The 22,606-nt window shown below is 69.0% G+C and carries 21 protein-coding genes and 1 pseudogene; 10 read left to right on the top strand and 12 right to left on the bottom strand.

Going from position 1 to position 22,606, the window contains the following annotated elements; genetic code table 11:
- Positions 1 to 33 precede the first annotated feature (33 nt).
- The 3 genes from GTO19_RS19940 to GTO19_RS19930 all read left to right on the top strand — a co-directional run bounded on the left by GTO19_RS19940 (position 34) and on the right by GTO19_RS19930 (position 2,053).
- Positions 34 to 558, top strand: coding sequence for a phosphoribosyltransferase (locus GTO19_RS19940; protein ID WP_291024087.1), 525 nt, complete (start codon positions 34 to 36; stop codon positions 556 to 558).
- 90 nt (positions 559 to 648) lie between these two features.
- The gene (locus GTO19_RS19935; RefSeq protein ID WP_291024085.1) at positions 649 to 1,833 is read left to right on the top strand and encodes a PLP-dependent transferase; all 1,185 of its coding nucleotides are present in this window, start codon (positions 649 to 651) and stop codon (positions 1,831 to 1,833) included.
- A gap of 25 nt (positions 1,834 to 1,858) precedes the next feature.
- Positions 1,859 to 2,053 carry a hypothetical protein gene (locus GTO19_RS19930; protein ID WP_291024083.1) on the top strand — a complete coding sequence of 65 codons (195 nt, stop codon included), beginning with the start codon at positions 1,859 to 1,861 and terminating at the stop codon, positions 2,051 to 2,053.
- 6 nt (positions 2,054 to 2,059) lie between these two features.
- On the opposite strand, the gene mnmH is transcribed toward GTO19_RS19930, so the two are convergent.
- A complete protein-coding gene (mnmH, locus tag GTO19_RS19925; protein WP_291024080.1) occupies positions 2,060 to 3,142 on the bottom strand; it encodes a tRNA 2-selenouridine(34) synthase MnmH in 1,083 nt (360 codons plus the stop codon).
- Between the two features lie 8 nt (positions 3,143 to 3,150).
- Positions 3,151 to 3,816, bottom strand: a complete 666-nt coding sequence (locus tag GTO19_RS19920) for an arylesterase (RefSeq protein ID WP_291024077.1) — start codon at positions 3,814 to 3,816, stop codon at positions 3,151 to 3,153.
- Here GTO19_RS19920 and GTO19_RS19915 point away from each other — a divergent pair.
- From GTO19_RS19915 to GTO19_RS19905, 3 genes are read left to right on the top strand one after another with little or no spacing between them, the layout of a single operon-like run.
- On the top strand, positions 3,815 to 4,507 hold the full coding sequence (locus GTO19_RS19915; protein ID WP_291024074.1) for an ABC transporter ATP-binding protein: 693 nt from the start codon (positions 3,815 to 3,817) through the stop codon (positions 4,505 to 4,507). The genes GTO19_RS19920 and GTO19_RS19915 overlap by 2 nt on opposite strands.
- A gap of 44 nt (positions 4,508 to 4,551) precedes the next feature.
- The gene (gene rlmB / locus GTO19_RS19910; protein WP_291024072.1) at positions 4,552 to 5,316 is read left to right on the top strand and encodes a 23S rRNA (guanosine(2251)-2'-O)-methyltransferase RlmB; all 765 of its coding nucleotides are present in this window, start codon (positions 4,552 to 4,554) and stop codon (positions 5,314 to 5,316) included.
- A gap of 6 nt (positions 5,317 to 5,322) precedes the next feature.
- Entirely contained in the window at positions 5,323 to 6,051 is a 729-nt protein-coding gene (locus GTO19_RS19905; protein WP_291024070.1) for an NAD-dependent deacylase, read from the top strand.
- An 85-nt stretch (positions 6,052 to 6,136) separates the two neighbouring features.
- Here the strand turns inward: GTO19_RS19905 and GTO19_RS19900 are convergent, their stop codons facing one another.
- Both GTO19_RS19900 and GTO19_RS19895 read right to left on the bottom strand, forming a co-directional pair.
- Positions 6,137 to 8,035, bottom strand: coding sequence for a hypothetical protein (locus GTO19_RS19900; protein WP_291024067.1), 1,899 nt, complete (start codon positions 8,033 to 8,035; stop codon positions 6,137 to 6,139).
- A gap of 1,074 nt (positions 8,036 to 9,109) precedes the next feature.
- The gene (locus tag GTO19_RS19895; protein WP_291024065.1) at positions 9,110 to 10,501 is read right to left on the bottom strand and encodes a hypothetical protein; all 1,392 of its coding nucleotides are present in this window, start codon (positions 10,499 to 10,501) and stop codon (positions 9,110 to 9,112) included.
- 101 nt (positions 10,502 to 10,602) lie between these two features.
- Here GTO19_RS19895 and GTO19_RS19890 point away from each other — a divergent pair, with 101 nt between their 5' ends.
- The gene (locus GTO19_RS19890; protein ID WP_291024062.1) at positions 10,603 to 11,925 is read left to right on the top strand and encodes a UDP-glucose/GDP-mannose dehydrogenase family protein; all 1,323 of its coding nucleotides are present in this window, start codon (positions 10,603 to 10,605) and stop codon (positions 11,923 to 11,925) included.
- 14 nt (positions 11,926 to 11,939) lie between these two features.
- Here the strand turns inward: GTO19_RS19890 and GTO19_RS19885 are convergent, their stop codons facing one another.
- From GTO19_RS19885 to GTO19_RS19855, 7 genes and pseudogenes are all read right to left on the bottom strand, one after another.
- The gene (locus GTO19_RS19885) at positions 11,940 to 12,536 is read right to left on the bottom strand and encodes a chromate transporter (protein ID WP_291024060.1); all 597 of its coding nucleotides are present in this window, start codon (positions 12,534 to 12,536) and stop codon (positions 11,940 to 11,942) included.
- A 4-nt stretch (positions 12,537 to 12,540) separates the two neighbouring features.
- Entirely contained in the window at positions 12,541 to 13,128 is a 588-nt protein-coding gene (locus GTO19_RS19880) for a chromate transporter (RefSeq protein ID WP_291024057.1), read from the bottom strand.
- Complete coding sequence (locus tag GTO19_RS19875; RefSeq protein ID WP_291024055.1) at positions 13,121 to 13,510, bottom strand: response regulator; 390 nt, start codon at positions 13,508 to 13,510, stop codon at positions 13,121 to 13,123. Before GTO19_RS19875 ends, GTO19_RS19880 begins: the two co-directional genes overlap by 8 nt.
- Positions 13,511 to 13,534: 24 nt before the next feature.
- On the bottom strand, positions 13,535 to 14,779 hold the full coding sequence (locus GTO19_RS19870) for an ATP-binding protein (RefSeq protein WP_291024053.1): 1,245 nt from the start codon (positions 14,777 to 14,779) through the stop codon (positions 13,535 to 13,537).
- 129 nt (positions 14,780 to 14,908) lie between these two features.
- Positions 14,909 to 15,444, bottom strand: a pseudogene (locus tag GTO19_RS19865) (SDR family oxidoreductase).
- Between the two features lie 12 nt (positions 15,445 to 15,456).
- Positions 15,457 to 17,598 carry a 3-hydroxyacyl-CoA dehydrogenase NAD-binding domain-containing protein gene (locus GTO19_RS19860; protein ID WP_291024050.1) on the bottom strand — a complete coding sequence of 714 codons (2,142 nt, stop codon included), beginning with the start codon at positions 17,596 to 17,598 and terminating at the stop codon, positions 15,457 to 15,459.
- A 5-nt stretch (positions 17,599 to 17,603) separates the two neighbouring features.
- Positions 17,604 to 18,809, bottom strand: a complete 1,206-nt coding sequence (locus GTO19_RS19855; protein ID WP_291024048.1) for an acetyl-CoA C-acetyltransferase — start codon at positions 18,807 to 18,809, stop codon at positions 17,604 to 17,606.
- Between the two features lie 162 nt (positions 18,810 to 18,971).
- Here GTO19_RS19855 and GTO19_RS19850 point away from each other — a divergent pair, with 162 nt between their 5' ends.
- The 3 genes from GTO19_RS19850 to GTO19_RS19840 all read left to right on the top strand — a co-directional run bounded on the left by GTO19_RS19850 (position 18,972) and on the right by GTO19_RS19840 (position 22,153).
- Positions 18,972 to 20,135: an acyl-CoA dehydrogenase family protein gene (locus tag GTO19_RS19850; RefSeq protein WP_291024046.1), complete on the top strand. Its 1,164-nt coding sequence runs from the start codon at positions 18,972 to 18,974 to the stop codon at positions 20,133 to 20,135.
- Positions 20,136 to 20,222: 87 nt separating this feature from the next.
- Complete coding sequence (locus GTO19_RS19845) at positions 20,223 to 21,176, top strand: LysR family transcriptional regulator (RefSeq protein WP_291024044.1); 954 nt, start codon at positions 20,223 to 20,225, stop codon at positions 21,174 to 21,176.
- The gene (locus GTO19_RS19840; protein WP_291024041.1) at positions 21,173 to 22,153 is read left to right on the top strand and encodes a LysR family transcriptional regulator; all 981 of its coding nucleotides are present in this window, start codon (positions 21,173 to 21,175) and stop codon (positions 22,151 to 22,153) included. Before GTO19_RS19845 ends, GTO19_RS19840 begins: the two co-directional genes overlap by 4 nt.
- Here the strand turns inward: GTO19_RS19840 and GTO19_RS19835 are convergent.
- Positions 22,143 to 22,478, bottom strand: a complete 336-nt coding sequence (locus GTO19_RS19835) for a hypothetical protein (protein ID WP_291024039.1) — start codon at positions 22,476 to 22,478, stop codon at positions 22,143 to 22,145. The two genes, GTO19_RS19840 and GTO19_RS19835, sit on opposite strands and share 11 nt — an antisense overlap.
- Between the last annotated feature and the right edge of the window lie 128 nt (positions 22,479 to 22,606).

Genomic DNA, 22,606 nt, shown 5'->3' with positions numbered 1-22,606 from the left:
CACTCATCCGAACCCCACCCGGAGTCCGCACGCATGCTCACCGAAGACGGCAAACACCTCTACGTCTCCTACGACGAGTACCACAACCTCATCGAAAAGCTGGCGCTCAAGGTGTACCAGTCGGGCTGGGAGTTCGACACCATCCTGTGCCTGGCGCGCGGCGGCATGCGCCCGGGCGACATCCTCTCGCGCATCTTCGACAAGCCGCTGGCCATCATGTCCACCAGCTCCTACCGCGCCGAAGCCGGCACGGTGCAGGGCAAGCTGGACATCGCGCGCTACATCACCACGCCCAAGGGCGAGATCGCGGGCAAGGTGCTGCTGGTCGATGACCTGGCCGATTCCGGCCACACGCTCAAGGTTGTCATCGACCTGCTCAAGAACAACTACTCGCCCATCACCGAGCTGCGCAGCGCGGTGATCTGGACCAAGCAGTTGTCCACCTTCACGCCCGACTATTCGGTGGAATTCCTGCCCACCAACCCCTGGATCCACCAGCCCTTCGAGGGCTACGACAGCCTGCGCCCGGCGCAGCTGCTGGAGAAATGGAAGCTGTAGAACCGTGACGGCCCCCACGCTCCGCCGCTGCGCGGGTCGCTGCCCCCCGAGGGGGTGCGTTTCGGCTTGGGGCGGCCCGGCGCCGAAACCATGAACAAGCTCTCCACCCAACTCATCCACCACCCCTACAAGCCCCCCGAGGGCTTCGAGGCCGTCGCGCCCGGCGTGCACAAGGCCTCCACCGTCATCTTTCCCAACGTCCACGCGCTGCGTACGTACGACTGGAAAGACAAGAGCGGCTACACCTACGGTCTGCACGGCACGCCCACCACCTTCACGCTCGAGGAGCGCATCGCCACTCTGGAAGGCGGCACGCACTGCGTGCTGGCGCCCAGCGGCCTGGCGGCGGTGGCACTGGTGGACATGGCCTTTCTGCGCACCGGCGACGAACTGCTGATCCCCGACAACGCCTACGGCCCGGGCAAGACCTTCGCCGCCGGGGAGCTGGAGTCCTGGGGCATCACGCACCGCTTCTACGACGCGATGGACCCAGCCGACCTGGCCGCGAAGATCTCGCCCGCCACGCGCTTGGTGTGGCTGGAGGCGCCGGGCTCCATCACGCTCGAGTTCCCCGATGTCCCCGCCCTGGTGGCCGTGGTGCGCCAGGCCAGCCAGGGGCGCGAGCGCCCCATCGTCACCGCGCTGGACAACACCTGGGGCGCGGGCATTGCCTTCGCCCCCTTCGAGCTGGGCGTGGACCTGTCGGTGCAGGCCCTCACCAAGTACCCCAGCGGCGGGGCCGACGTGCTGATGGGCTCGGTCGTCTCGCGCGACGAAGCTCTGCACCGCACCGTGCTGCTGTGCCACATGCGCCTCGGCCTGAACATCGGCGTGAACGACGCCGAACTCGTGCTGCGCGGCCTGCACACCATCGATCTGCGCTATCGCGCGCAGGACGCCGCAACGCGGGAGCTGGCCGCGTGGATGCAGCAGCAGCCGGGGATCGCTCAGGTCTTTCACCCCGCGCTGCCGGGCTCGCCCGGCCACGCCCACTGGCAACGCGACGCGAGGGCGGCAGGCTGCCTGTTCAGCGCCGCTTTCGACGCCGCCATTTCGCAGGAGCGCATCGACGCCTTCTGCGACGCGCTCAAGCTGTTCAAGCTGGGCTGGAGCTGGGCCGGCCCCATCAGCCTGTGCGCCCCGTACCGCGTGCCCTCCATCCGGTCTTTGGGTTGGCCTCACGCGGGGGGTCTGGTACGCTTTGCCATCGGCCTGGAACACGTCGAGGACCTGCGGGCCGATCTGGCCCAGGCCTTGCCCCGCTTGCAGTCCTGAATTCCCAACCTTTCGAAAGCGCGCTTTGGCAACTCCCAACTACGGCTACGAGAAACGACAGCGCGAGCTGGCCAAGAAGCAGAAGAAAGAAGAGAAGCTGCGCAACAAGGCCGCTCGCAAGAGCGACCACCCCGACGGCACCGATCAAGCCGACGGCAACCCAGGCGGTGCACCGGGCGATGCCGGGCAGGGCGAGGGTGGTGCCGGCAGCGCCGATTGACGCCGTTCAGCCGTTCAGCACAAACGGGGCCGCTTCGCTCTCGATGATCTGACGCGCCGCCACCCGCATCGCCTCGGGGTGGCGATCCGCTGGTGCGCAGTCGCGCGCCTGTGCGAACAAAGGGAAATTGCGCGCCGTCGAATTCGCGTACGTCGGGTCGTAGTGCTCGGCCAGCAGATCGCGCACCATCTCGGGCGTGCGACCGGCTCGCACCTGATCGATCCAGCCATTCACCACGTCGCCTCCGCGCAGCGCACGCAAGGCCTGCAGCCGCCCGATCAGCAGCGCCGGGTCGCGCACGAAGTAGTCGTAGTCTTCCAGCAGCAGCGCCACGCGCTCCTCGTTGCTCAGGCGCAGGGCGATGCAGGGGCTGGCCCGCATGGCGTCCATCAGGCCGTCGGGCACGCGCAGGTTGCCCACCTTCTTGCTCTCGCTTTCCACGTACACCGGCCGTGCGGGGTCGAAGCGGCGCAGCGCGTCCCACAGCAGGGAGTCGAAGCGCTTCTGGCTGGGCTGAGGCTGGCCGGGCAGGTGGCCCAGCACCGAGCTGCGGTGGCAGGCCAGGCCCTCCAGGTCGAGCACCTGCGCGCCTTCGGCCGCCAGGGCGTGCAGCAGGCGCGTCTTGCCGCTGCCGGTGGGGCCGCAGATCACGCGGTAGTGCAGGCGGGCGGCCAGGCGAGGCAGGTCGTCCACCAGCGCGGCGCGCCAGGCCTTGTAGCCGCCTTCGATCAACGTGACCTGAAAGCCGATGGCGCCCAGGATGGTGGCGAGTGCTCCGCTGCGGTTGCCACCACGCCAGCAGTAGACCAGCGGGCGCCAGCCCTTGGGCGTGTCGAGCACCTCGCGCTCGATGTGGGCCGCGATGTTGCGCGCGGCCAGCATGGCGCCGCGCTTCTTGGCCTCGAAGGGGCTGACCTGCTTGTACATCGTGCCGATCTGAATGCGCTCGGCGTTGTTCAGCGTGGGCCAGTTCAGCGCCCCCGGCACGTGGTCGAGCGCGTGTTCGTCCTCGGTGCGGGCGTCGATGACGGTGTCGAACTCGGCGAGGCGGCGCAGCGCCTCGGGGGCGCTCAGGGTGGCAACGGGCATGCGCCCGATTATCCGGCCGCCACCAGCTTGCGCAGCGCCGGCCACACGGTGTCGCGCATCATCGGCTGGGCCTTCTCGTTGGGGTGGATGCGGTCGCTCTGGAAGAGGGCGAGCGGGTCGGCCCCGTCGGCCACGCCCTTGAGGAAGAAGGGCACCAGCGCGGCCTTTTCCTCACGCGCCACGGTGGCGAACAGCTCGCGGAATTCCTGCCCGTACTTCGCGCCGTAGTTGGGCGGCATTTCCATGCCCAGCAGCAGGACGCGCGCCCCGGCGGCCTTGGCGGCGCGGGTCATGGCGGTGAGGTTGTCGCGTGTCATGTTCAGCGGCAGGCCGCGAAGGGCGTCGTTGCCGCCCAGCTCGATGACCACCACCGCCGGCTGGTGCTGCTTGAGCAGCGCCGGCAGTCGCGAGCGCCCGCCCGAGGTGGTGTCGCCGCTGACGCTGGCGTTGACCACCCGCGCCGGAACCTTTTCGTCTTTGAGCCGCTCTTCGGTGAGGGCGACCCAGCCGCTGCCGCGTTTGAGCCCGTACTCGGCGCTGAGCGAGTCGCCCACCACCAGCACCACGGGCGCCGCCTGGCCCTGGGCGTGCACGGCGCCCGCCGGCCCGAAAGCCAGCGCCGCCAGCAGGCTCAGGCTAAAGTGGCGGCGGTTCGAATTCAGGGAATGTTTCATGTCCGATGTGATGATTGCGGTCAACCATGTGTTCAAGTCGGTGTCCGACTCGACCGGCACGCTGACCATTCTGCGCGATATCGATTTCAGCCTGCGCCGCGCGGAAACCGTGGCCATCGTGGGCGCCTCGGGCTCGGGCAAGAGCACGCTGCTGTCGATCATTGCGGGCTTGGATACGCCGACCCAGGGCACGGTTCACATCGATGGTGTCGATCTGTTCGCCATGGACGAGGACCGCCGCGCCGCCCTGCGGGCCGAGAAGGTGGGCTTCGTGTTCCAGAGCTTCCAGCTGCTGGCGAACCTCACGGCCCTTGAGAACGTGATGCTGCCGCTGGAACTGGCCGGGCGGCGCGACGCGCGCGCCGCGGCCACGCGGATGCTGCAGCGCGTGGGCCTGGGCGAGCGCCTCAACCACTACCCCAAGGTGCTGTCGGGCGGCGAGCAGCAGCGCGTGGCCCTGGCGCGGGCCTTCGTGGTGCGCCCGGCCGTGCTGCTGGCCGACGAGCCCACGGGCAGTCTGGACTTCGCCACCGGTGCCAGCGTGATGGAGCTGATGTTCGAGCTCAACCGCGAGCAGCACACCACGCTGGTGCTGGTCACGCACGACCGCGGCATCGCCGAGCGCTGCGAGCGGCGCATCACCATCGCGGCGGGGCAGGTGGCGGACATCAGCACCGGCGTCGAGGCCTGAGGGTCTGGCCGGGCCGTGCGGGCCGGGGCCCGATAATCGCGCCCATGTCCGCCTCGCCCAAAGCCCCGTCCGCCACCAAGGTCCTGTTCGGTTTCCACGCGGTCGGCGTGCGCCTGAAGACGGCGCCGCAGAGCATCGTCGAGGTCTATTTCGAGTCCACGCGCCGCGACGCGCGCATGCGCCAGTTCCTCGATCGCGCCAAGGAAGCCGGCGTGCGCCTGATCGAGGCCGATGGCTTGCGCATCGCCAAGCTCGCGGGCAGCCACGGCCACCAGGGCGTGGCCGCGCGCGTGCTGCCCGTGGAACAGGCCCGCTCGCTCGACGACCTGCTCGACCAGGTCGAGGGCGCGGACCAGGCCCCGCTGCTGCTGGTGCTCGACGGCGTGACCGACCCGCACAACCTGGGCGCCTGCCTGCGCGTGGCCGACGGCGCCGGCGCGCACGCCGTGGTGGCACCCAAGGACCACGCCGTGGGCCTGAACGCCACCGTGGCCAAGGTGGCCAGCGGCGCGGCCGAGACCATGCCGTACTTCATGGTCACCAACCTCGCGCGCACGCTGAACGAACTCAAGGAACGCAACATCTGGGTCATCGGCACCAGCGACGACGCGCCCAAGTCGGTTTACGAGGTGGACCTCAAGGGACCGGTGGCCCTGGTGCTGGGCGCCGAAGGCCCGGGCATGCGCCAGCTCACGCGCAAGACCTGCGACGAACTCGTGCACATCCCCATGCGCGGTGCGGTCGAGAGCCTGAACGTCTCGGTGGCCAGCGGCATCTGCCTCTACGAGGCCCTGCGCCAGCGCGGCTGATTGCCCATGGACGAAGAACTCCGCGCCTGGGTCCGCTCGGCGCGGGCCATCGCCGTGCTCAGCGGCGCGGGCATGAGCGCCGAATCGGGCGTGCCCACGTTTCGCGACGCGCTCACCGGCCTGTGGGCGCGATTCGACCCGCAGCAGCTCGCCACCGAAGCGGCCTTTCGCCGCCAGCCGCAACTGGTGTGGGACTGGTACGCCGAGCGCCGCGCCGCCATTGACAACGTGCAAGCCAATGCGGGGCACCTGGCGATCGCGGATTTCCAGCGCCGCCACCCGGGCCGGCTCACGGTCATCACGCAGAACGTCGACGGGCTGCACCAGCGCGCGGGCAGCGCCGGTGTGCTGGCCCTGCACGGCAACATCGCGCAGGACCGCTGGCTCGACGCACCGCGTGCCTGCTGCCAAGCGGACGCGATCGCACCCGGCCGTCCGCCGCATTGCCCGGTCTGCGGCAACCTGCGCCGCCCCGCCGTGGTGTGGTTCGGCGAGATGCTGCCCGAGGCCGAGCTCGCCGCGGCACAGGCTGCGGCCGAAGCATGCGACCTGATGCTCGTGGTCGGCACCTCGGGCGAGGTATATCCGGCCGCCGGCCTGGCGGCAGTGGCGCGCGAGGCCGGCGCCCGCGTGCTCATCGTCAATCCCCAGGCCAGCGCCCTAGACCGCGTGGCGACGCATTGCCTGCGTGCCACCGCCGCCAGCGCTTTGCCGCTGCTGCTGGGCGACGACTGAGGCGCGAGCGGCCCCGAGGCCGGGGCCACAAAAAGAAAAAGCCCCGAGGCCGGGGCCTCGGGGCTTTCTCGGAGAACCGTGGCGCTCAGCGCGGCACGATCGCGTAGGACGGGTCGTTCTTGAAGTCCGTGCCCAGGTTGGGCGTGAACGTCAACCACCGCGTATAGGCCGCCGGTGCATCGGAGTGGCCGGCGTTCGCTGCGGCGCCGAGCATTCCGCGCGACACCGCCGCGTAGCCCCCAGCCCAGTCGGGGTAGGCGCCGTCACCGTTGGCGACGGTTCCGCAGGATGGGCCGTCTCCGTTCGCACTGGCGTAGGCCGCCCAGCTCGAGAGCGCGGTGCTTCCGCTGCGGCTCTCGTTCCAGTAGTGCGCGCCCTTCGAGGTGCAGAAGCCCTGGGCCTGCACAGCCGATGTGAAGCGCCCGACGATGTAGCGAGCGATGTTGTTGAACGTCGCTTGCATGCCCGTCTCGCCGTTCTCCAGCGCCCAGGCGGTCACGTACATGAAGAAGTCGTTCTCGTAGCCGGGGATCTGGTTGTTGTTGTAGATGCCCTTCAGCCCCCCGAGCGGGAAGACGTACTGCGTGTCGGTGGTGGCGGTGAAGTTCGAGTTGAAGAACGAGATGTTGTTGTTGGCGATCGTGCGGAAGTAGGTCTTCTGCGGGTGGTTGTCGGGCACCGCGAAGGCGGCTTCGAGGATCGAGCGGAAGCCCCAGGCCGCGCCCCGCAGCTGCTCGGAGCCCATGTGACCCTGCGAGGTGCCGCGCCCGGCCGGATCGTTGGCGGCGATGTTCCAGGCGGCCCAGAACATCATCTCGTCGAGATAGAACGCGTCGCCGGTGATCAGGTAGGGGATGTAGGCGTAGGAGCCCTGGTGCGCAATGTCCGGTTTCCAGGTGCTGGAGGTGCTCGCGGTCGGCACCGAAGGATTGGAGCTGCCATAGCGCAGCGCCAGGTTGGGGTACTTGATGACGCTGATCGGCTGGTCGGTCTCGTGGTCCCGGTAGTGCACAGGTGCGCTGGCGGCGGCGTCGGCGTTGGCCAGCATGGAGGCGCGCGCGCGGTCGTCCTGACTGATCAGGTACATCGCGGTCCAGCGAGGCACAGGTGCGATTTCGGAACGGCCACCGGTGCCGGGCATGTCGGTGGTCAACATGGCGGTGCCCATGGGGCCAGTGTTGCGCGAGGCCAGGCTGGAGGCCTCGGCGGCGAGCACGCTTTCCGGAATGCTCAGGCCCAGGTTGTAGTTCCAGGTGGCGCGGCTATCCAGGAAGTAGCGCATGTTGTGGCGTACGCGCACGTTCGGCGCGGCGGCGCCCGTCCACACCACCTTGTGCCAGCGGGCCTTGTGGTGGTGCGTGAAGGACGGCTGCGACAGCAAGGTCTGACCGTTGGCGGTGACCGTCAGCGAGTAGCTCAGGTCGGACGGCGAGGCCTTGAGGGCCCAGTTGTTCTCCATCACCACGTCGGTGCGGATCTGGCCGCTCTGGTACAGGCGGGTGTGCAGGCGCGCCACCAGGTGCGGGTGGGCCGCGCCGGTTGACTGGTTGATCATGGGCGCGACGATGTTGAACTCGCTCGCCACGGGGCCGTGCAGGCGGCGGTTGCTGCCCGAGGCGATGGCCTGCTGCAGCGCCTGCTGCGGGTTGGCCACCAGGGTGCTGCCGTCGGACAGTCGGGCCGTGACCTGCAGGTTCCAGGCCGGCGAGGCGGGCAGCGAGACGCTCGACGTGGTCTTGGTGGCCGGGTAGATGTTGATGATGCGAGCGGTGTTGGCCGGCAGGCTGGGTACCGAGGCGCTGAGTACGGCGAAGCGCACCGAACCGTTCTTGTGGGTGGACACCTCGTCCATCTGCAGCGGCACGGTGTTGCCGACGCTGTCCTGGGCGCGCAGGCCCTGGCTGGTGGCCAGGTCGCCACTGCGGAAGGGCTGGCCGAAGGTGATGGGCAGGTTGGTCTGGGCGCTGCCGGACGTGACTTCCACGCAGGTGATGGCGCCGGAGGCGCAAGCCAGGCCACCCACGCCGACGGCGGGAGCGGGAGCAGGTGCCGGAGCGGGTGCCGGTGCCGGAGCGGGAGCAGGCGCCGGAGCGGGGGCAGGCGCCGGAGCGGGGGCAGGCGCCGGAGCGGGGGCAGGTGCCGGGGCGGGAGCAGGTGCCGGAGCGGGGGCAGGTGCCGGAGCGGGAGCAGGTGCCGGAGCGGGGGCAGGTGCCGGAGCGGGGGCAGGTGCCGGAGCGGGGGCAGGTGCCGGAGCGGGAGCAGGTCTTGATGGATTCCCACAGCTTGAGCAGGCCGCTCCAGGACCATCCGCGGGCGGCGGCCGCTTCCATTTCGGCAGCCGTCGGCGCGACGCCGTTGGCCGGCGGCGGCGGTGCACTGGACGCGTTGTCGACAGCCACGGGAGCGGGGGCAGGAGAGGCACCGGCGTCGGCGCCACCGCCACCGCCGCCGCAAGCCGTCAGGGCCACGCAGGTGAACAAGGCCGCCAGCACCGGGCGGTGAAGGTCCCGTTTGACCCGGGGGTTAACCAATTCGATTTCCATGATGTTTGGCGTTCGCGATGAATTGAATTGAAAGTGTCCAATGCCCGGTGAATAGCACCCGAAAGCATTAATACCAAGGTATGGGGTTTCTTTTTTCGCCGTGATCTGTCGCACGTTTTTCACCCCTTTGTCTTGTTTCTCGACGCCACTGCGAATGACTTTAGGGGGGCTGAAAGCGTGAAAAGCGGCACAGTTGATCGGCTGTTCAAAAACGGCGATGTGCGGAAGTGCACACGAACCTGCGGCCTTCGGCGGCCGATGAGCGGCATTTCCCGTACAAAAAGACACAAATTCACCCACCACTTCTTCGGCGGACCGAAGGCGCAGCAGGTCACGGAGGGCTGGCTGATTCGAGGCAATCAGCGGGGTGCGATATCAGAAAATACCGTCAATGAATTATTGACGTTGAAATGCCAATCGCCGGCGTTTCAATGGGTAACTCGTGAGGCCCAATTCTTGGAATTGGATCGAGTTGCTTGTCACCGGATGTTGGAATCCGGTGACCAATTGTTAACTCAAGGGAGCAGGGCGCCCGGTGCGTAATGGCCGGCGCGCGATTGGCCATGGAAATCCGTGGAAAGGCCGGCGGCGAGGGGCCCATCGGTGGGCGTGCGTTGCCAACGCCATTGCAGAAATGCGGCGGCGGCCGGATCGAGCCATTGGGCGAGTGGCGTTGTGCCGCGCTGCTCCACTTGGCTGCCATCGCGCCGCCAGACGCGGCCGTCGACGAGGTTGCCGTCGAGTTCGGCGCGTGAGCCCGCCCGCACCGTGATGCCGGCCGTATTGATGAGGGTGTTGTGCACCACCCGGACGTCCAGGCCCCGGTTCACATCGACGCCCGCGTCGTTGCAATGTGCGATCACGTTGTTGGCGGCCAAGCCATCGCGGTGTTCGTACGCCTGGCAGGTGCGGTCGCGGCAAACCCCGGGATCGGTGCCGCCGCCGCCCACCGAAATGCCGATGCGCTCGCCGGGCTGTGAGATGCCGCCGGGCGTGCAGACCAGCAGGTTGCGTTCGATACGAATGCCTTCGCTGGCGCCCTTGGCGAACAGGCCGTAGGCCACGCGGTTGCCGTGCCGCTTGACGAAGTTCACGACGTGGTTGTCGTGCACCTGCCAGCGATCGGCGCCGACCAGGTCGAGCATCACCACCGGCTGGGCGGTGTCGCGCGGGCCGGTGTTGCTCAGGGTGTTCCAGGCCAGTTCGCCCCCGTCGGGCCAGCGGCCGTGCTGGCCGTTGACCTTGATGTGGGCGTTGAAGTCGGTGATGCGGTTGTTGCGGATGCCGACCTGGGCGCCTCGCCCGATCACATGGAAGGCGTGTTCGCAGTCGCCGTGGCGCGCGCAGGCGCCGCGGATGTCCAGGTTCTCGAACACCCAGTGCGGTCGGTCGACCCGGATGCCGTCCATCTGCGTGAAGCTGAACCACACGGTGCCCGGACGCTCGGCGCGCAGGGCGATGGGCGCGTCGCTCCGGCCGTCGTGGCCCAGGCGCAGCGTGGCGTCAAAGGGGTAGAGGCCCGGCGCCACCACGATCTGCGTGCCCGGCGTGGCGTTCAGCAAGGCTTCACGAATGGCCTGTGGCGTGTCGGCCACCAGTCGGCTCGAGAGCCCGGCGGGCGGGGGGAAGGCCTCGGGGCGCTGGCCTTTGCCCAGGTCGGGCAGGGGGCCTGGCGGCGGCTCGGGCTCCACCCGCGCGCGCAGGGCATGCAGCGGCGGCAGCAGCCAGCGCTCCAGCCGCGGGTGCCCTTGCAGGCGACGCTCCGTGTAGCGGATCAGCTCGTTGGGGCTGCGGCTGTTGGCCTGCTCCCACACGGCCTGCCCGCGGGCGGTGCCGAACAGCCATCCCAGTGGCGCCAGCGCCAACAGCATCAGGAGCAGGCCGAGCGCCAGCGCGAACAGCTTCACGCGGCGTCGCCCATGCGGGGGAGGGTACGACGAAAGTGCCATATTCGTTCGCTATCATGCCGCGTCCCCGCCATGGAGGGACTCACAACGAGGGAACCGCGATGAAAGTGACGGTGGTGGGAACGGGGTATGTGGGCCTGGTCAGCGGGGCCTGCCTGGCCGAGGTGGGCAACGACGTGCTCTGCCTCGATGTGAACCCCGAGAAGATCCGCATTCTGGAGTCGGGCGGCATCCCGATCTTCGAGCCGGGCCTGAAAGAGATGGTGGCGCGCAACGTGGCCGCCGGCCGCCTGCACTTCACCACCGACGTCTCCCGCGCCGTCAACCACGGCACCATCCAGTTCATCGCCGTGGGCACACCGCCCGACGAGGACGGCTCGGCCGACATGCAGTACGTGCTGGCCGCGGCGCGCAACATCGGCCGCCTGATGACCGACTACAAGGTGGTGGTGGACAAGAGCACCGTGCCCGTGGGCACCGCCGACAAGGTGCACGCCGCCATTGCCGATGAGCTGGCCAAACGCGGCGTGAGCACGCCCTACGCCGTGGTCTCCAACCCCGAATTCCTGAAAGAGGGCGCGGCGGTGGACGATTTCATGAAGCCCGATCGCATCATCGTGGGCGGCAGCGACGAACAGGCCATCTTCCTCATGCGCGCCCTCTACGCGCCCTTCCAGCGCAACCACGAGCGCCTGCTGGTGACCGACGTGCGCAGCGCCGAGCTCATCAAGTACGCGGCCAACGCCATGCTGGCCACGCGCATCAGCTTCATGAACGAACTGGCCAACCTGGCCGAGAAGCTGGGGGCCGACATCGAGATGGTGCGCCAGGGCATCGGCTCCGACCCGCGCATCGGCTACCACTTCCTCTACCCCGGTGCGGGTTACGGCGGCTCCTGCTTCCCCAAGGACGTCAAGGCGCTGATCAAAACCGCCGCGAGCGACGCCGACCTCGACCTGAAGGTGCTGAGCGCCGTGGAATCGGCGAACGACGCGCAGAAGCAGGTGCTGGCGCGCAAGCTCAAACAGCGCCTGGGCGCCGACCTGAAGGGCCGCCACATCGCCCTGTGGGGCCTGGCCTTCAAGCCCAACACCGACGACATGCGCGAGGCGCCGAGCCTGAGCTTCCTCGAAGAGGTGCTGGCCGCGGGCGCCACGGTGACGGCTTACGACCCGGCCGCCATGCACGAGGCGCAGCGCGTGCTGGGCGACGAGCCGCGCGTGACCTACGCCAAGACACCCAACGAGACCCTGGACGGGGCGGATGCCCTGGTCATCGTGACGGAGTGGAAGGAGTTCCGCAGCCCGGACTTCGACCTCATCAAGGAGCGCCTGAAACAGCCGCTGATCGTGGACGGGCGCAACCTCTACGACCCGGCCTTCGTGCGGCGCATGGGGTTCGACTACCTGCCCATCGGTCGCTGAGGGGCCGGGGCGCTTCAGACCCAGCCCAGCGCCCCCATCACCCCGCCCGCGGCGATCAGCCACAGCAGGTGCACGCGCGTGCGCCACACGATCAGCGCCGCGACCGCCGTCAGCAGCCACAGCCGCCAGTCGCGCGCCGGCTGGTCGTGCGCGGCGGTGAGCACCCAGCCGGTGGCGATCAGCAGCGCGATCACGATCGGCGCCATGCCCGCCTTGAAGGCCCGAACCACACGCCGCTCGCGGTGCTTGTGCGCCCAGCGCGTGGCGGTGTAGGTCAGCACCGACGAGGGCAGCAGGATGGCGACCATCGTCACCACCACGCCGAACAGGCCCAGCGCCCAGGCCCGCCAACCCGCCGCCGGCCCGCCGGCGGCGTTGATGCCGATGTTGAAGCCGAGCAGGGCGATGAACAGCACGTTGGGCCCGGGCGCCGCCTGCGACAGCGCGATCGAGGCCGTGAACTGCGGATCGCTGAGCCAGCCGTGCTGAACGACCAGGTAGCGGTGCATGTCGGGCGCCACGGTGATGGCGCCGCCCACGGCCAGCAGCGAGAGCGTGAGGAAGTGGGTGAACAGGTCGAGCCAGTCCACGGCGACGGGCAGGGCGCTCATCTCGTCAACCCCCCTTGCGGCCCAGTTGGCGCCAGGCCCAGGCGCAGGCCAGCGTGCCCAGACCCAGCAGCACCCAGGCCAGCGGCCAGCGCAGCAGGGCGATGGCCGCGAAGGTGAGCGCGGCGAAGCCCGTGCACACGCCCAGCCCCATGACGTTGTGGCGCAGCGCCGCGACCAGCTTGAGCCCCGTGGCGGTGATCAGCCCGGCGGCCACGGCGCCCATCCCACGCAGCGCGGCCTGGGCCTGCGGCAGCGCGGCAAGCTGGCTGTAGAGCACCGCGATCAGGAGCAGCAGCACGAGTGGCGCCACCAGCATGCCCGCCAGCGCGGACAGCGCGCCTGGCAGGCCGAAGTGCCGCCCGCCGATCATCATGGCCAGGTTCACCACGTTGGGCCCCGGCATGATCTGCGCGACTGCCCAGTCCTCGACGAACTGCTCGCGCGTCAGCCAGCGGCGCTTTTCCACCAGCTCACGCTGGACCACGGCCAGCACGCCGCCAAAGCCCTGCAGGGCCAGCCAGGTGAAGGCGGTGAAGAGTTCGGTGCGCGAGCGCGGGTGCGACGGGGCTTCGCCGGTGCCGGACTCAGGCATGGCTGCCCAGCATCCGGCGCACCATGTCGGCGGTGAGCGGCTTGGTCACGTAGCCCTGGATCACCGGCAGCTCGGCGGCGCGCTGGCGGTCCTGCGGCGCGTCGGACGAGGTGAGCATCAGCAGCACGGTGGCGGGCTTGCCCTCGAGCAGCCGCGTGGCTTGCTGCGCCACCTCGAAGCCGTCGAGCACGGGCATGTTGATGTCGAGGAAGATGCAGGTGGGCTGGGAGAGCGGGTCGTCGCGCAGGAATTTCAGCGCGTCCACGCCGTTGTCGAAGATCCGCACCTCGCCGGTGAAGCCCGCGCGCCGGATCATGATTTCGTGGAACACGTTGTCGGCGTCGCTGTCGTCGATCAGGATGAAACGCGCGGGGGTGACCATGCGGAGTCCTCGTCTCACGCCTTCTCAGGCTCGGTCTGCCTGTGCCGGCAGGTGCAGGGTGAAGCGGCTGCCGACGTCGATGGACGACTCGAGCGTCAGGCTGCCTTGATGCAGTTCGGCGATGCGCTGGCAGATGGGCAGGCCCAGGCCGGTGCCGTCGTAGCGGCGGCGGGTGTGGAGCCGGTTGAACAGGCCGAAGATGCGCCCCTGGTGCTCCTTCGCGATGCCCACGCCGTTGTCGCTCACGTGGATCTGGTCGATCGCGCCGCCGCGCGAGGCACCCACGGTGACCACGGGCGGCACGCCGGGGCGGGTGAACTTGAGCGCGTTGCTCAGCAGGTTGTGCAGCGCCACGCGCAGCAGGCCGGGGTCGGCCATCACCACCGGCAGGGCGGTGTCGATCTCGACCCGACCCTGGCAGCGCTGCAGCACCGGTTCCAGGTCCTGCGTGACCTTCTGCGCCAGAGCGGCGGCGTCCACCGCCTCGATGCGCAGCGGGTGGGAGTCGAGCTGGGCGAATTCGACCAGGTCATCGAGCAGGCGGCCGATGCGCCGGCCGCCTTCGCGCACGAAACCCAGGTAGCGCTGCGCGGGCGCGGGCAGCTCGGCCTGGTGGTCATCCACCAGCAGCGCGGAGAAGTTGTTGATGGTATTGACCGGCTCGCGCAGGTCATGGGAGAGCATGTAGATGAAGCGCTGCTGCTCGACCGTCTTGCGCTCGAGCAGCGCGACGGTGCGGTTGAGGCGGACCTCGTTGCGTCGCAGGGTGTCCATGTCCTGCGTGCCTTGCTCGAGCAGGGTGGCGGCCAGCCCGGCCAGGCGGCGCAGGCCGTCGACCTGCCCGCCGGACAGGTGTCGCGCCTGCACGTCCATCACGCACACGGTGCCCAGGGCCAGGCCGTCGCGGGTGACGATGGGCGCACCCGCGTAGAAGCCGAGATCGGGCTGCTCGCGCCGCAAGGGGTGGTCCTCGAAGCGCGGGTCGTGGCGCACATCTTCGATCACCAGCACCTCGCCGGGCGCCTGTATGGCGTTGGAACAGAAGCTCCAGTCGCGTGGGGTTTCGCTCAGCGGCAGGCCGATGCGCGCCTTGAACCACTGGCGCTCGGCGTCCACCAGCGACACCAGCGCGATGGGGGTGCCGCAGAGCGATTGCGCCAGGGCGGCGATGTCGTCGTAGGCGCGCTCGGACGGGGTGTCCAGCACGCCCAATGCCCGCAACCGCGCGAGGCGCGGGCCTTCGGTGGCGGGCGGCGGGGAGGGTGACATCGGCGGCTGGCAGCGAGCAAAACCCCGATTTGTAACATGTTGGCCCCGGCTTGGGGTGGGTTTGTTGGGCCGCCCCGAGCCGGGATTTCTCGTCTCCCCCAAATGGGGGATGCCCGTCCCGGGCCGGGTTCAGACCGACATGCCGCCGCTGACCTCGATCACCGCGCCATTGACGTAGCTGGCGTCCTCGCTGGCCAGGAAGGCGTAGACGCTGGCGATCTCTTCGGGGCGGCCCAGGCGGTGCAGGGGCACGCGCTGGCGCATCTCGTCGAGCACCTTGTCGGGGATGGTGCCGAGGATGGGCGTTTCGATGAAACCGGGCGCCACCGCGTTGACGCGGATGCCCTTGGGGCCGAGCTCGCGCGCCCAGGTCTTGGTGAAGCCGATGACGCCGAACTTGCTGGCCGCGTAGTTGGTCTGGCCGAAGTTGCCGTACAGGCCCACCACCGAAGAGGCGTTGAGGATCACGCCGTGGCCCTGGCGCACCATGGCGTCGGCCACGGCCTGCGCGCAATGGAACACGCCGCGCAGGTTGACGTCGATGACGCGATCGAATTGCTCGATCGTCAGGTGGCGCCTTCGCGGGCGAAGGTTTCGGCGGTGGCCAGGCCGATGCCCTGGGCGGCGCCGGTGATGAGGCAGATCTTGTTCGAGAGGCGGGGCATTGTTTCGAGGGATCAGTACTGGGGCTGGAAACGGCGAATGGCGTCTCGCGCGGCGCCGTCGAGAAGGAAGCCGCGGCCGAAGCGGCGCGACAACACGTCGCAGCGCCGCTCGAAGGCCTCGATGCCCTGGCCGTAGATGAATTGCAGCGCGCCACCTGTCCAGGCCGGAAAACCGATGCCGAACAGGGAGCCGATGTTGGCGTCGTGCGCGCTGGTGAGCACACCCTCGGCCAGGCAACGCGCGGTCTCCACCGACTGGCGGTACAGCAGGCGGTCCTTCACGTCCTGCAGGTCCCATTGCAGGCGTGGGTCCTCGAACAGGCCCTTGAGCTCGACCCACAGGCGTTTGCGCTGGCCCGCCGGGTACTCGTAGAAACCACCGCCCGAGGCCCGGCCGGCGCGCTTGAGCGTCTTCACCATGCGCTCGACCAGCAGTTCGCCGGAGCTGGGTTCGTAAGCCTTGCCCTCGGCCTTGAGGTCGGCGCGCGTCTGGTCCAGCACGTGCACGGCCAGGGACAGCGAGGTCTCGTCCAGCACGGCCAGCGGGCCCACCGGCATGCCGGCCTGCACGGCGGCGTTCTCGATCACCGGCGCGGGAATGCCTTCTCCCAGCATGGCCGCGCCTTCCATCACGTAGGTGCCGAAGGTGCGGCTGGTGTAGAAACCGCGCGAGTCGTTCACGACGATGGGCAGCTTGCCCAGCGCGAGCACGTAGTCGTAGGCGCGGGCGATCGTCTCGTCGTCGGTGCGCTGGCCGCGGATGATCTCCACCAGTCGCATCTTGTCCACCGGGCTGAAGAAATGGATGCCGACGAACTTCTCGGGTCGCCGGCTGGCCTTGGCCAGGCCGGAGATGGGCAGGGTGGAGGTGTTGCTGGCGAAGAAGCCGCCGGGCGCGAGCTGTTCCTCGGCTTCGCGCGTGATCTGCGCCTTGACCTCGCGGTTTTCGTACACGGCCTCGATGATGAGGTCGCAGCCCTTGAGGTCCTTGGGATGGTCGGTGGCCAGGATGCGGTCGAGCAGGCCGAGCTGCTCCTGGATGCTCATCTGCCCTTTTTCAACCCGCGCCTGGGTGAGGCGGTGGCTGTAGGACTTGCCCAGTTCGGCGTTTTCCAGGCTCACGTCCTCCAGCACGGTCTCGATGCCCCGGCTGGCCTGCGCGTGGGCGATGCCCGCGCCCATCATGCCCGCGCCCAGGATGCCCACCTTGCGCGGCACGAAGCGCGGGAAGTCCTTGGGACGTGAGCCGCCGCTGCGCACGGCGTTCATGTCGAAGAAGAACGCGTTGATCATGTTCTTCGCGACCGGACTCACGAGCAGTTGCGCAAGGTAGCGGCTCTCGATGCGCAGCGCCGTGTCGAAGTCGACCATCGCGCCCTCGACCATGGCGGCCAGCGCGGCCTCGGGCGCGGGGTACAGGCCCTGGGTCTTCTGCCGCAGCATGGCCGGCGCCACACTCAGCAGCCCGGCGATCTTGGGGTTGCTCGGCGTGCCGCCGGGCATCTTGTAGTCCTTCTCGTCCCAGGGGTGGCGGGCCTGCGGGTTGGCACCGATGAAGGCCTCGGCCGCGGCCCGCAGGCTCAGCGCGTCGATGGCCAGGGCATGCACCAGGCCCAGGTCCACCGCCTCGCGCGGGCCGAACAGCCGGCTTTCCAGGATGAAGGGCTGCGCGCCCTGCAGGCCCAGCAGGCGTGTCATCTTGGTGATGCCGCTGGCGCCCGGGATCAGGCCCAGGGTGATCTCGGGCAGGCCGAGCTGGATCTTCGGGTGGTCGATGGCGATGCGGTGGTGGCCGACCAGGGCCACTTCCCAGCCACCGCCCAGCGCTGAGCCGTTGATGCAGCTCACCACCGGCACGCCCAGGGTCTCCAACGTACGGAAGTTCTTCTTGGTCTGCTCGATCTCGGCGTAGACCTGCCGCGCGTCGCTGGCCTTCAGGCGCATCGTGCCTTTCAGGTCGGCACCCGCGAAGAAGGTGCTCTTGGCCGAGGCCAGGATGATGCCCTTGATGAGCGAGCGGTCGCGCACCACCAGGCCCGTGACCGTGGTGAGGTCGCGCTGCCAGTCGGCGCACATGGTGTTCACCGGCGAGCCGGGCTCGTCGAAGGTGATGGTGGCGATGCCGTCGTGCAGCTCGTAGCGGATCGTTTTCATTCGGTTCAGACCCGTTCGATGATGGTGGCGATGCCCATGCCGCCGCCCACGCACAGCGTGGCCAGGCCGCGCTGGAGTCCGCGGCGCTCCAGCTCGTCCAGCAGGGTGCCCAGGATCATGGCGCCGGTGGCGCCCAGCGGGTGGCCCATGGCGATGGCGCCGCCGTTCACGTTGAGTTTCTCGTGCGGCACACCCATCTCGCGCATGAACTTCATGGGCACGGCGGCAAAGGCCTCGTTCACCTCGAACAGGTCGATGTCGTCCACCGTGAGGCCGGCCTTCTCCAGCGCCTTGCGGCTGGCCGGCATGGGTCCGGTGAGCATGATGGTCGGGTCCGCGCCCGACAGCGCGGCCGCCACGATGCGCGCGCGCGGCCGCAGCCCGTGGGCCCGGCCGGCCGCCTCGCTGCCGATCAGCACGGCCGCGGCGCCATCGACGATGCCCGAGGAGTTGCCCGCGTGGTGCACGTGCTCGATCCGCTCCACCTGCGGGTAGCGCTGCAGGGCCACGGCGTCGAAGCCCATGCCGCCCAGTTGCTCGAACGCGGGCTTGAGCGAGGCCAGGCCTTCCATCGTGGTGTGCGGCTTGATGAACTCGTCCTCGCCGAGCACGGTCTGGCCCAGCATGTCGGTCACCGGCACCACGGATCGGTCGAAGCGGCCTTCGCCGCGCGCGCTGGCGGCGCGGCGCTGCGATTCGAGCGCGAAGGCGTCCACGTCCTCGCGCGAGAAGCCTTCGATGGTGGCGATCAGGTCGGCGCCGATGCCCTGGGGCACGAACATCGTGGCGCTGTTGGTGGCCGGGTCCTGCGCCCAGGCGCCGCCGTCGGAGCCGATGGGCACGCGGCTCATGCTCTCCACGCCGCCGGCGACCACCAGGTCCTCCCAGCCGCTGCGCACCTTCATGGCCGCCAGGTTCACCGCCTCCAGGCCCGAGGCGCAGAACCGGTTGAGCTGCACGCCCGAGCAGCGCCAGTCCCAGCCGGCCTTCAGCGCGGCCACCTTGGCAATCACCGAGCCCTGCTCGCCGATGGGCGAGACCACGCCCATCACCACGTCGTCCACCGCCGCGGTGTCGAAGTCGTGGCGGCGCTGCAGTGCGCTCAAGGTGCCGGCCAGCAGGTCGATCGGCTTGACCTCGTGCAGGCTGCCGTCCTTCTTGCCCTTGCCTCGGGGCGTTCGGATGGCGTCGTAGATGAATGCCTCATGCATGTTGATGACCTCCGCGCAGCGCGCTGCGGTGCGAGCGCCTTCGGAACGGCCGGGCGGCGCTCATGGTGTATCCCCGCTGGTGACCGATACCTCGGCCCAGTATATTGACTTTCGCCAAGCAACTGCTTGCCAAAAATCCCCATCCGTCCAATCGGTGACAGCATGATCGAACGCACCCTCTTCAACAGCGACCACCAGGCCTTCGCTGACGCCTTCCAGCGCTTTGTCGACAAGGAGATCGCGCCCTTCCACGAAGCCTGGGAGGAGCAGGGCTACGTCGACCGCGAGGTCTGGCGCAGGGCCGGGGCCAACGGCTTCCTGTGCCCCTCCATGCCCGAGGCCTACGGCGGCGCGGGCGCCGACCGGCTCTATTCCGTGGTGCAGATGGAGGCCCTGGCGCGCGGCGGCTTCAGCGGCATCGGCTTCGGCCTGCACAGCGAGATCGTGGCCCCGTACATCCTGCACTACGGCACCGAGGCGCAGAAGCAGAAGTACCTGCCGCTGCTGGCCAGCGGCGAGATGGTGGGCGCCATCGCCATGAGCGAGCCCGCCGCCGGCAGCGACCTGCAAGGCATCAAGACCACCGCGCTGGCGCAGCCCGACGGCAGCTACCGCCTCAACGGCAGCAAGACCTTCATCACCAACGGCTGGCACGCCGACCTGGTCATCGTGGTCGCGAAGACCGACCCGTCGGCCGGCGCCAAGGGCACCACGCTGCTGCTGGTGGAGCGCGGCATGCCCGGCTTCGAAACCGGCAAACGCCTGAAGAAGCTGGGCCTGAAGGCGCAGGACACCTCGGAACTGTTCTTCAACGACGTGTCGGTGCCGGCCGGCAACGTGCTCGGCGGGCCGGACTTCCTCGGTCGCGGCTTCATCTGCCTGATGGAGCAACTGCCCTGGGAGCGGCTGCAGATCGCCATCGGCGCGGTGGCGGCGGCGCAGGCCGCCATCGACTGGACCGTGCAGTACGTGAAGGACCGCAAGGCCTTCGGCAGCACGGTGGCGGCGTTCCAGAACACGCGCTACACCCTGGCCGAGTTGCAGACCGAGGTGCAGGTGGCGCGCGTCTTCGTGGACAAGTGCTGCGAACTCGTCAATGAGAACCGCCTCGACTCGGCCACCGCCAGCATGGCCAAGTACTGGTGCAGCGACCTGCAATGCAAGGTGATGGACGAGTGCGTGCAACTGCACGGCGGCTACGGCTTCATGTGGGAATACCCCATCACCCGCGCCTACGCCGACGCGCGCGTGCAGCGCATCTACGGCGGCACGAACGAGATCATGAAGGAGCTGATCTCGCGGCAGATGGGGCTCGGCGCCCGCTGAGGGCTGGTCGTACCGGGCCTGTCACCTGTTCCGGGGGCGTTCGGTGTAGGCTGTCGCCCGGTGCGGTCGTTGCCGGAGCGGGTGGCCATGAAGAACGCCGACATGAGGCAGTTGGAGCTGATGTGCGCGCTCATCGAGACGCAAAGCCTCAGTGAGGCCGCTGCCCGGCTGGGCATGACGCCGTCGGCGGCGAGCCAGTCGCTGAGCCGGCTGCGCGCGGCGATCGGCGAAGACGTGTACGTGCGGCATGGCAAGGCCTATCGGCTCACGCCCCGGGGCCATCAGATCATGGGGGGCCTGCGGACCATCGTGACCCGGTGGCGCGAGGCGCTCCAGGCGGTCGAGCGCTTCGATCCGTCCGAATGCAGCCTGCGCTTTGCCGTGTCCTGCGTGGGCCACAGCGTCACGCCCGACCTCGTGCGCCTGCACACCGAGTTGCGCGAAGAGGCGCCCCTGGCCCGGCTGGACTTTCAGGTGCCGCTGCACCACGAGGTGGACATGCACGCGCTGCGCAGCGGCAAGATCGACGTGCTGTGCGCCAGCGCGCCGCCGCCGGTCGATGCGCGCGACTTGCACAGCGAACGCCTGTGCTCGCACCCATTGACCCACGTGCTGCTCAGCGACACCCACCCGCGCATCGGCAATCGCCTTTCGCTCACGCAGTACCTGAGCGAAGAGCACCTGGTGGCGCACTACCGCAACCTCGACCCGGCCTCGCGCAGTCCGATCGACGCCGCCCTGCTCGCGCGGGGGCATTCCATGCGCCGCTCGACCTACGTGCAGTCGCTCTGGGTCTGTCTGGACATGGTGGCGCGGTCGGCCTTTCTCATGACCATGTCGGCCGATGGCGCCGACCGGCTGGCGCGACAGGTGCGTGGCCTGCGCCGCCTGCCGCTGCCACCGGAGATGCCCGCCGTGCACAGCGAGCTGCACATGATCTGGCATGAGCGCACGCACCGCAGCCAGCCGCACCGCTGGCTGCGCGAACGCCTGCGCGAGGTGTCGCGATCGGCGGTCAATGAGACGGTGGAGGCGTCGTGAGTTCGGTGGACATGCGGCAGCTGGCCTTGGTGGTCGCATTGGTGGACACGCAGAGCCTGAGCCAGGCGGCGGAACGGCTGGGCCTCACGCCATCGGCGGCCAGCCAGTCGCTGCAGCGGCTGCGCGAATCGTTCGGCGACGAACTGGTGGTGCGCCAGGGCACGGGCTACCTGCTCACAGCCCCTGGGCAAAGGGTGCTGGAGTCGTTCCGGGAAATGGTGCAGTTGTGGCATGAGGCGAGTTCGGGTGGCTCGTTCTTCGACCCGGCCAGCAGCGACGCGCACTTCTGCGTCGCCTGCGTCGAAGGCCTGGTGGAGATCGACCTCGACGCCTGCTACGGCGCCATCGTGACGCGGGCGCCCCGGATCCGGCTGGACGTGCGCGAACCCGATCTGGAGTCGGGCGGCTACGTCGGCTTGCACGCGTCGAGCATCGACGTGCTGCTGACCACCGTGGCGCCGCCCGGCGACGCCCAGGACCTGCACGCCGAGCGCTTGCCGGACGCGGTGTTCACCCATTGCTGCCTGAGCGTGTCGCACCCCCGCATCGGGGCCACCTTGTCGATGCGCGAGTACCTGGCCGAGCACCACCTGCTGGCCTCCGCCACCGTCCGGTTCAACGCCAAGGGGTCCGCCACCGATCAATGGCTTGTGCACGCCGGCTACGGTGCGCGCATCAGCAGCTCGGTGTACCCCGTGTCGCGCCTGGCGTTCGTCCTGTCCACCACGGATCGCGTGGCCACGGTGTCGGCCCACCAGGGGGCGGTGCTGCGCCGCCACGCCGATGGCTTGCGGCTGTTGCCCCTGCCACCCGAGCTGCCCCGGTCGCGCTCATCGCGCTACATGGTGTGGCACCACCGCACGCACCACAGCCCCCCGCACCGTTGGCTGCGGGAGAGGCTTCGAGAGTACGCGGTGGCCGATGCCGGCCCGGGGGAACGGGCTGAGCCGCCCGAGGCGCCCGTCATCAGCGCATGAGGCGGTAGAGCTCGTGCAGGCGCAGCACGGCGATGGCCGGGCCGCGGGTTCTGACCATGAGGTCGAAGCACTCGAAGAACAGGCCGCGCAGGGACTCGGGGTCGGTGGTGGCGATCAGGGTGGCGTACAGGGCCTGGTCGGCGGGTTCCAGGTAGTTCACGTAGTGCCCCACGGTTTGCACGATGGTGGTGCGCGCGCGCTCCATGGCGTCGCCTGGGGATTCGTGCGTTGCCGTGTCGTGGCGGGGGGCGAGTTGCCAGCGTGCCATGAGCATGTCCAGCATGGACGAGGTGGATGGCAATTCGGCAACGGTGGCGTGGCTCATGCGTGACTCCTGGATCCCATCGGTCGCCGGGTGCCAGGTGAGCGGGTGCATCGGCTCTGGCGTTGGCGTGGACGCGAATCTAGGCCGGCGAGCCCCCGCTGTCGATTTCGAAATTAGCAAGAACGGTT

The sequence above is a fragment of the Hydrogenophaga sp. genome (assembly GCF_011772445.1).
Taxonomy (GTDB): Bacteria; Pseudomonadota; Gammaproteobacteria; order Burkholderiales; family Burkholderiaceae_C; genus Hydrogenophaga.
Note: the sequence above shows the minus strand (reverse complement) of the source record. Positions and strands in the feature narration are given on the sequence as shown.

Excerpts from the sequence above, each read along its gene's own strand:
- GTO19_RS19885 (WP_291024060.1), bottom strand. The coding sequence starts at position 12,536 with ATGAGCGCCCTGCCCGTCGCCGTGGACTGGCTCGACCTGTTCACCCAC.
- GTO19_RS19890 (WP_291024062.1), top strand. The coding sequence starts at position 10,603 with ATGAAAGTGACGGTGGTGGGAACGGGGTATGTGGGCCTGGTCAGCGGG.
- GTO19_RS19880 (WP_291024057.1), bottom strand. The coding sequence starts at position 13,128 with ATGCCTGAGTCCGGCACCGGCGAAGCCCCGTCGCACCCGCGCTCGCGC.
- GTO19_RS19850 (WP_291024046.1), top strand. The coding sequence starts at position 18,972 with ATGATCGAACGCACCCTCTTCAACAGCGACCACCAGGCCTTCGCTGAC.
- GTO19_RS19870 (WP_291024053.1), bottom strand. The coding sequence starts at position 14,779 with ATGTCACCCTCCCCGCCGCCCGCCACCGAAGGCCCGCGCCTCGCGCGG.
- rlmB (WP_291024072.1), top strand. The coding sequence starts at position 4,552 with ATGTCCGCCTCGCCCAAAGCCCCGTCCGCCACCAAGGTCCTGTTCGGT.
- GTO19_RS19860 (WP_291024050.1), bottom strand. The coding sequence starts at position 17,598 with ATGAAAACGATCCGCTACGAGCTGCACGACGGCATCGCCACCATCACC.
- GTO19_RS19845 (WP_291024044.1), top strand. The coding sequence starts at position 20,223 with ATGAAGAACGCCGACATGAGGCAGTTGGAGCTGATGTGCGCGCTCATC.
- GTO19_RS19915 (WP_291024074.1), top strand. The coding sequence starts at position 3,815 with ATGTCCGATGTGATGATTGCGGTCAACCATGTGTTCAAGTCGGTGTCC.
- GTO19_RS19855 (WP_291024048.1), bottom strand. The coding sequence starts at position 18,809 with ATGCATGAGGCATTCATCTACGACGCCATCCGAACGCCCCGAGGCAAG.
- GTO19_RS19920 (WP_291024077.1), bottom strand. The coding sequence starts at position 3,816 with ATGAAACATTCCCTGAATTCGAACCGCCGCCACTTTAGCCTGAGCCTG.
- GTO19_RS19935 (WP_291024085.1), top strand. The coding sequence starts at position 649 with ATGAACAAGCTCTCCACCCAACTCATCCACCACCCCTACAAGCCCCCC.
- mnmH (WP_291024080.1), bottom strand. The coding sequence starts at position 3,142 with ATGCCCGTTGCCACCCTGAGCGCCCCCGAGGCGCTGCGCCGCCTCGCC.
- GTO19_RS19835 (WP_291024039.1), bottom strand. The coding sequence starts at position 22,478 with ATGAGCCACGCCACCGTTGCCGAATTGCCATCCACCTCGTCCATGCTG.
- GTO19_RS19875 (WP_291024055.1), bottom strand. The coding sequence starts at position 13,510 with ATGGTCACCCCCGCGCGTTTCATCCTGATCGACGACAGCGACGCCGAC.
- GTO19_RS19940 (WP_291024087.1), top strand. The coding sequence starts at position 34 with ATGCTCACCGAAGACGGCAAACACCTCTACGTCTCCTACGACGAGTAC.
- GTO19_RS19905 (WP_291024070.1), top strand. The coding sequence starts at position 5,323 with ATGGACGAAGAACTCCGCGCCTGGGTCCGCTCGGCGCGGGCCATCGCC.